General features: G+C 60.6%; 6 protein-coding genes and 1 tRNA gene. 4 read left to right on the top strand and 3 right to left on the bottom strand.

Going from position 1 to position 6369, the window contains the following annotated elements; translation table 11 throughout:
• The first annotated feature begins 38 nt into the window (after window positions 1–38).
• From ANT_RS15845 to ANT_RS15835, 3 genes are all read left to right on the top strand, one after another.
• The gene (locus tag ANT_RS15845) at window positions 39–764 is read left to right on the top strand and encodes a uracil-DNA glycosylase family protein (RefSeq protein WP_013561541.1); all 726 of its coding nucleotides are present in this window, start codon (window positions 39–41) and stop codon (window positions 762–764) included.
• A gap of 181 nt (window positions 765–945) precedes the next feature.
• On the top strand, window positions 946–1596 hold the full coding sequence (locus ANT_RS15840; protein ID WP_013561540.1) for a deoxynucleoside kinase: 651 nt from the start codon (window positions 946–948) through the stop codon (window positions 1594–1596).
• 48 nt (window positions 1597–1644) lie between these two features.
• A complete protein-coding gene (locus ANT_RS15835; RefSeq protein ID WP_013561539.1) occupies window positions 1645–2661 on the top strand; it encodes a hypothetical protein in 1017 nt (338 codons plus the stop codon).
• Between the two features lie 167 nt (window positions 2662–2828).
• Here the strand turns inward: ANT_RS15835 and ANT_RS15830 are convergent, their stop codons facing one another.
• From ANT_RS15830 to hutU, 3 genes are read right to left on the bottom strand one after another with little or no spacing between them, the layout of a single operon-like run.
• A complete protein-coding gene (locus ANT_RS15830; protein WP_013561538.1) occupies window positions 2829–3659 on the bottom strand; it encodes a type 2 periplasmic-binding domain-containing protein in 831 nt (276 codons plus the stop codon).
• A complete protein-coding gene (locus tag ANT_RS15825; protein WP_013561537.1) occupies window positions 3656–4027 on the bottom strand; it encodes a hypothetical protein in 372 nt (123 codons plus the stop codon). Before ANT_RS15825 ends, ANT_RS15830 begins: the two co-directional genes overlap by 4 nt.
• A gap of 4 nt (window positions 4028–4031) precedes the next feature.
• Window positions 4032–5684, bottom strand: coding sequence for a urocanate hydratase (gene hutU, locus ANT_RS15820; protein WP_013561536.1), 1653 nt, complete (start codon window positions 5682–5684; stop codon window positions 4032–4034).
• Between the two features lie 134 nt (window positions 5685–5818).
• Here hutU and ANT_RS15815 point away from each other — a divergent pair.
• Window positions 5819–5906, top strand: a tRNA-Ser gene (locus tag ANT_RS15815).
• The last annotated feature ends 463 nt before the right edge of the window (window positions 5907–6369 follow it).

Here is a 6369-nt window from a genome sequence, read left to right as displayed (position 1 = left end):
TTTTTACAGGCAACTTTCCAAAGTAAAATACCAATAAGATGTTGAGAGAACTTGAAGCGTATTACCAGAAAGAAGGCATTTATCCCCTTGATTTTCATTGTCCTTATTTATCTGTATGCCGAAAAGACAATGAAAACTTTATTGAGGCGAAATCTGCCTTTGTGGGGTCAGAATACGAAAAAGGGACTTTACCGCGTTTGTTATTTCTTTCCCTCGATCCGGGGAGCAGTGAGAGGGATGCAAGTCGCAGAACCCCGGAAGCCGTACGATATCAGGAAGAGCATGAGTGTAATACCGATACACTGGTCAAATCCCGGCACTGGTACCGCACCCATGAAATGGCTTGGAGGTTGCTGAAAAAATTCAAGCCCAATCTGGATATTCAGTCTTCGCATTTGTACTTTGCTCACATTAATACAGTGAAATGCTGTGTATGTAACAAAAATCATGCCTCTGCGCCGGTGATTTTGTTTAAAAATTGCCAGAGGTATATTTGGGGTGAAATCGAGATCTTAAAACCGGACATTCTGATTACGCAGGGAAAACGCGCTAGAGAAGCCCTCAAAGAGGTATTTGGTATTTTTGAGAGCGAAGATTGTTCTCTTTGTCGTAGTCAGTGGATACGTCTTGGTGAAAAAAGTGTTTTGTGGTTTCCTACCTATCACCCCCGTAATTTTGGCGTGTTCAACCGACAAAGAAAAGAGTGTTTTGAGATATGGGCGCAATTCATCTATGAGGCATTTCATTCAGGGAAAAAGAATTAACCACCGGGGTTCAGGGTAAAAAATTTTGCGGTGTCGTTGCAAAACCTTTTGCCTTTACCCCCTTCACGCCCTTTGCGGTACCCCAGGCGTTCCAGCCAGGGATTGAACATCCCCGCTCCAAATTCTTAAGGTAGGATTTATGGTATATTAACGCCAACACCCTAACTTTGGAGCGATTCTCATGTACCTGGCAATCGAAGGTGTCATCGGAGTTGGCAAAACCACGCTGGCGCGCATGCTCCAGCCTGCCTTTCAAGCCAACCTGCTTCTGGAAGTCTTTGAAGAAAACCCCTTTCTGAGCAAATTCTACGAAGACCGCGCCCGCTATGCCTTTCAAACCCAGATTTTCTTCCTGCTCAGCCGCTACCACCAGCAGAGGCGCGGCATCCCCGAACTGACGGCCGGCGGTCGCAACCTGATTTCCGATTACACCTTCGAGAAGGATGCCCTTTTTGCGCGCATCAACCTGGAAGGGGACGAACTGGAGATGTACTACCGCGTCCACGAAGCCCTGGCGGAGAAAATCCAGCCCCCCGATTTGATCGTCTATCTGCGCGCCACCACCGACCTGCTGATGGAGCGCATCACCCGCCGCGACCGCGTGTACGAACGCAACATGGAGCGGGCGTACATTGACGAACTCAACCACGCTTACGATGAGTTTTTCCTCTCTCCCGACCGGCTTTCCTCGCCTGTTCTGACGCTGGACGCCAACGCGCTGGATTTCGTGCGCTACCCCGAAGACCTGCGCTGGATTGAGAACCGCATCCGCCAGGCGCTGGAACTGCCCCCTTACCAGCCCGAACTGCCCCTGCCCCTGCACGGCGATTGATTCGGGGCGTAACCGGCGCGGGGAGAGAGAGATTGAGGGAGGAAGCCCATGCGAATCACGCGCGAGACCCTGCTCCGCATTGCCCGCAGTGCCGCCGATGAGCGCGCGCGGGTCAGTCGCCGCATCCGCTGCATTTACCTCACCGGCTCGCTCATGGAGGAAGAGCCTCTGCTGGGCGGCACCGCCGATGTGGACCTGGTGATCATCTACGACACCGAGCCCAACGTCCCCCGCGAGATTGTGCCGGTGACCGATGAGGTGCATCTGGATATCGCCCATTTCGCTCAGGAAACCTTCCGCCAGCCGCGCCATTTGCGCACCGACCCCTGGCTGGGACCGTTCATCTACGCCAAGCCGCTGGTGCTGTTCGACCCTCAGCACTGGTTTGATTACATTCAAGCCGCCACCGGCGCGCAGTTCTGGCAAGCCGATTATACCCTGGCGCGCGCCCGTGCCTTTGCCGAGCAAGCCCGCCGCGCCTGGATGAACCTGACCCTGCAGAGCGACCCCAGCCACGCCCGGCGGTTGTGCGCTTACCTCAAGGTCATCGAGAACGCCGGCAATGCCCTGGTGAGTCTGCGGGCTTTGCCGCTGGCAGAGCGGCGCTTCCTGGCGCAGTTGGAGCAGCATTTACAGCAAGCCGGCTGGGGTGACCTGTACCGCCAGATGGTGGCTCTGCTTTCTGAGGAAATTGAGGTCAACGATGAACAGTGGCAGACATGGATGAGCGCCGCCGCGCAAGCCTGGGATCAGAGCGCGCGGCAGGAAGCCCTGCCCCCGCGCCTGCATCCTGCCCGCCGGGCGTATTACCTCAAAGCCCTGAGCGCCTTGTGGGAGAATGCTCCCTCGGCGGCGTACTGGCTTCTCCTGCGGGTGTGGACGCTGGCGGCGGCGCATCTGCCGGCGGGCGCGCCCGAACTGCAACCCTGGCAGGACATGACCCAGCAGGTGGGCTTGGATAAGGCGCGCTTTGCCGCCCGCCTGGAGCAAATGGATGCGTTTCTGGATCAGGTGGAAGAGACGCTGGACCGCTGGGGGGAAGCCCACGGCGCATCCCTGGGGTAAAGCCCCCGGTGCGACCCTCACAAGGCACACGGTTTCTTCTTTGCGCTCTTCGCGCCTTTGCGGTAACGTATCCCCCGGCGCACCCCGAATATTGTCGAGGGGAGCGCCAACCGTGCGCTGATTGCTCTTCGCGGTCACTTACATCCACCGGGGTTCAGCGCGCGGGATTAGCGCCCTTCGCGGAAGACAACGCGCACGCCGCCGCCGCAGGCAGGAATGGCAAGATCAGTGAGCGTCTCGCTCACCGTTCCCACTCTCAGGGTGTACACCATCCCCGCTTCCATTTGAAAATCGGCATACCCCAGGCTGATTTCTGGCGCCAGGCCGGTGTAGAACAGCGAGGACTGATTCTGTCCCCAGACTACCTGCACCGGTACCCCCGCCAGCGGGTTGCCATCCCGATCCAGCACCTCGATTGCCAGCCGTCCGGCCGGCAGGGAGCCGTCGCACACGTCCTGACGGCTGTCCAGCACAAAGGGCGCGTCCAGCGCGCGCGGCGGCGTGGCAGTGGGACGCGGCGTAAAGGTGGGCTGAGGGGTGCGGGTGGGCAGAGGCGGTGTGGGGGTGAAGACGGCTTGCCCGACTTCCGGGGTGGGCTGATGATCCTCTCCGGCGGGCAGGGTGGGTGAGGGCTGAGGGGTAAAGGCCACACTCTGCGGATTGGTCAGCGCCGCCGCCAGCAGTGCCAGCGCACGGGCATCCGCCGGGGAGGCGCCCTCGCCAACCATCTGCTGGGCTTGCATTGCCAGCACGCGGGCGGGGTCTTCCTCGCGCAGAAGCGCCAGGCGATCCTGCGCCCGCTGAAGGTTGCCGTCGCTCTGGAAAGCCTGGGCAATCAGCAGGCGGTACTCACTGCGGTAGGCTTCGCCCATTGCCGAGGGGTCAATATCCACAAACTTCACCGGGCTGATCACCAGCGAGATGAGCAAGCCCACCGCCAAGCCCAGCACCAGACCGGTGAGCAGGTAGAGGTTGCCGCGGGGTTCCTCGTCGTTCATGGCGCGGCTTCTCCTGTGGGTACGGCGGGGGTTTCCAGCATCTGCAGGGCGCGGGCAAGATCGCTCATCACCTGCAGGTCGGCGGGGTCGTACTGCAAATCGCGCGCGGTGAGCAGGGCTTCGGCAACAGCGCGGGCGGGCGACTGCGGGTCAAGGCGTGAGAGGCGCTGAACCGCCTGCGCCAGATTCTGGTCACGCTGATACACCTGCGCCACCATCAACACGTAATCGGCTTTGAAATCTGCCCGCAGGACTTGTGGGGTGAGTTGAGTGGGGTCGGGTGGCTTAATGAGCCAGCCGTAAGCCAGCCCCAGCCCAATGCCAGCGGCAATGCTCAGCAGGAAGAACAGGAAGCGGACGGTGCGCATGGACTCACTTCAGCATGGGGATTTTGATGCCGTGCCGTTTGGCGGCGGCGATGGCTTCGGGGTAACCGGCATCGGCGTGGCGCACCACCCCCATGCCCGGATCGGTGGTGAGGACGCGCTCCAGGCGTTTGGCGGCTTCGGGCGTGCCGTCGGCAACGATGACCATGCCGGCGTGCTGGCTGTAGCCGATGCCCACGCCCCCGCCGTGATGGAAGGATACCCAGGTGGCTCCGCCGACGGCGTTAATCAGCGCGTTGAGGATGGGCCAGTCGCTGACGGCGTCCGTGCCGTCGCGCATGCCCTCGGTCTCGCGGTTGGGTGATGCCACACTGCCTGCGTCCAGATGGTCGCGTCCGATGACGATGGGGGCTTTGAGGATGCCCTTCGCCACCATTTCGTTGAACTTCAGCCCGGCGCGGGCGCGTTCGCCGTAGCCCAGCCAGCAGATGCGCGCCGGTAAGCCCTGGAAGGGCACTTTTTCGCGCGCCATCTTCAGCCAGCGGTGCAGGTGTTCATCCTCGGGGAAGAGTTCCATCACGGCTTCATCCGTGCGGTAGATGTCCTCGGGGTCGCCGGAGAGGGCTACCCAGCGGAAGGGGCCCTTGCCCTCGCAGAACAGCGGGCGGATGTAGGCGGGGACAAAGCCGGGGAAAGCAAAGGCATCCTTCACGCCCTGATCGTACGCCCGCTGGCGCAGGTTGTTGCCGTAGTCAAAGACCTCACTGCCGCGCTTCTGGAACTCCAGCATGGCTTGCACGTGCCGCGCCATGGACTCCAGCGAGCGCCGTTCGTATTCCTGCGGGTCGCGGCGGCGCAATTCGGCGGCTTCTTCCACACTCAGCCCGGCGGGGATGTACGAGAGCACGTCGTGCGCGGGGGTCTGGTCGGTGACCACGTCGGGCACCACCCCGCGGATGACCAGTTCGGGGTACACCTCGGCGGCGTTGCCAATCAGCCCGATGGAGCGTGGCTGTTGATTGGCTTTGGCTTCTTCCACCAGCGTCATGGCTTCTTCGAGGGTATCCACCACCACGTCCACGTAGCCAATTTCCTGGCGGCGTTTGGCGCGGGCGGGGTCCACCTCGACGATCAAGCCCACACCCTCGTTCATGGTGATTGCCAGCGGCTGCGCGCCGCCCATGCCGCCCAGCCCGGCGGTGAGGACGAACCTGCCGCGCAGACTGCCCCAGCCGCGCTGGCGCGCCAGCGAGCCAAGCGTCTCGTACGTGCCCTGCAGGATGCCCTGCGTGCCGATGTAAATCCACGAACCGGCGGTCATCTGCCCGTACATGATCAAGCCCTTTGCCGCCAGTTGGTCGAAGTGTTCCTGAGTTGCCCAGTGCGGCACCAGGTTGCTGTTGGCAATCAGTACACGGGGGGCGTCGGGGTGGGTCTTGAAAATGGCTACCGGCTTGCCCGACTGCACCAGCAGGGTCTCATCGTTTTCCAGGTTGCGCAGGCTTTCGAGAATGGCGTCAAAGGCTTCCCACGAGCGGGCGGCCTGTCCGCGCCCGCCGTACACGATGAGGTCTTCGGGTTTCTCGGCAACCTCGGGGTCGAGGTTGTTCTGAATCATGCGATAAGCGGCTTCAGTCAGCCAGGATTTACAGGATAACTGCGTACCGCGCGGAGCGCGCACCGTTCGAGCACCAGCCATGCCCTACCTCCATCCGGGATTGTGTTTTCATTATACCCGTAAATGGGAGAGGGGAGAGGGATTGAGGAGCCCTGAGGATGGCTGGGAATTTTCCCACTTCTTCCCCTGATTTGGTATAATGGGGATGCTCGTTCGGAGAGGTGCCGGAGCGGCCGATCGGGGCGGTCTCGAAAACCGTTGTGGTCCTTTGGGCCACCGTGGGTTCGAATCCCACCCTCTCCGCCTTTTTTTGGAAGTGAAGTGCCACCGTGGGTCCCCGCAGGGGGGATGTTATTCGAATCCCACCCTCTCCGCCTTTTTTTTGGAAGTGAAGCGCCACCGTGGGTCCCCGGAAGGGGATGCCATTCGAATCCCACCCTCTCCGCCTTTTTTTTGGAAGTGAAGCGCCACCGTGGGTCCCCGGAAGGGGATGCTATTCGAATCCCACCCTCTCCGCCTTTTTTTGGAAGTGAAGCGCCACCGTGGGTCCCCGGAAGGGGATGCTATTCGAATCCCACCCTCTCCGCCTTTTTTTTGGAAGTGAAGCGCCACCGTGGGTCCCCGCAGGGGGGATGTTATTCGAATCCCACCCTCTCCGCCTTTTTTTGGAATTGAAGTGCCACCGTGGGTCCCCGCAGGGGGATGTTATTCGAATCCCACCCTCTCCGCTGAAGATATCGCTCAGCCTTTGCTGGGCGATGTTTGT

The organism is Anaerolinea thermophila UNI-1 (genome assembly GCF_000199675.1).
GTDB classification, from domain to species: Bacteria; Chloroflexota; Anaerolineae; order Anaerolineales; family Anaerolineaceae; genus Anaerolinea; species Anaerolinea thermophila.
The sequence above is the reverse complement of the archived record's forward strand: the minus strand, read 5'-3'. Positions and strand labels throughout refer to the sequence as shown.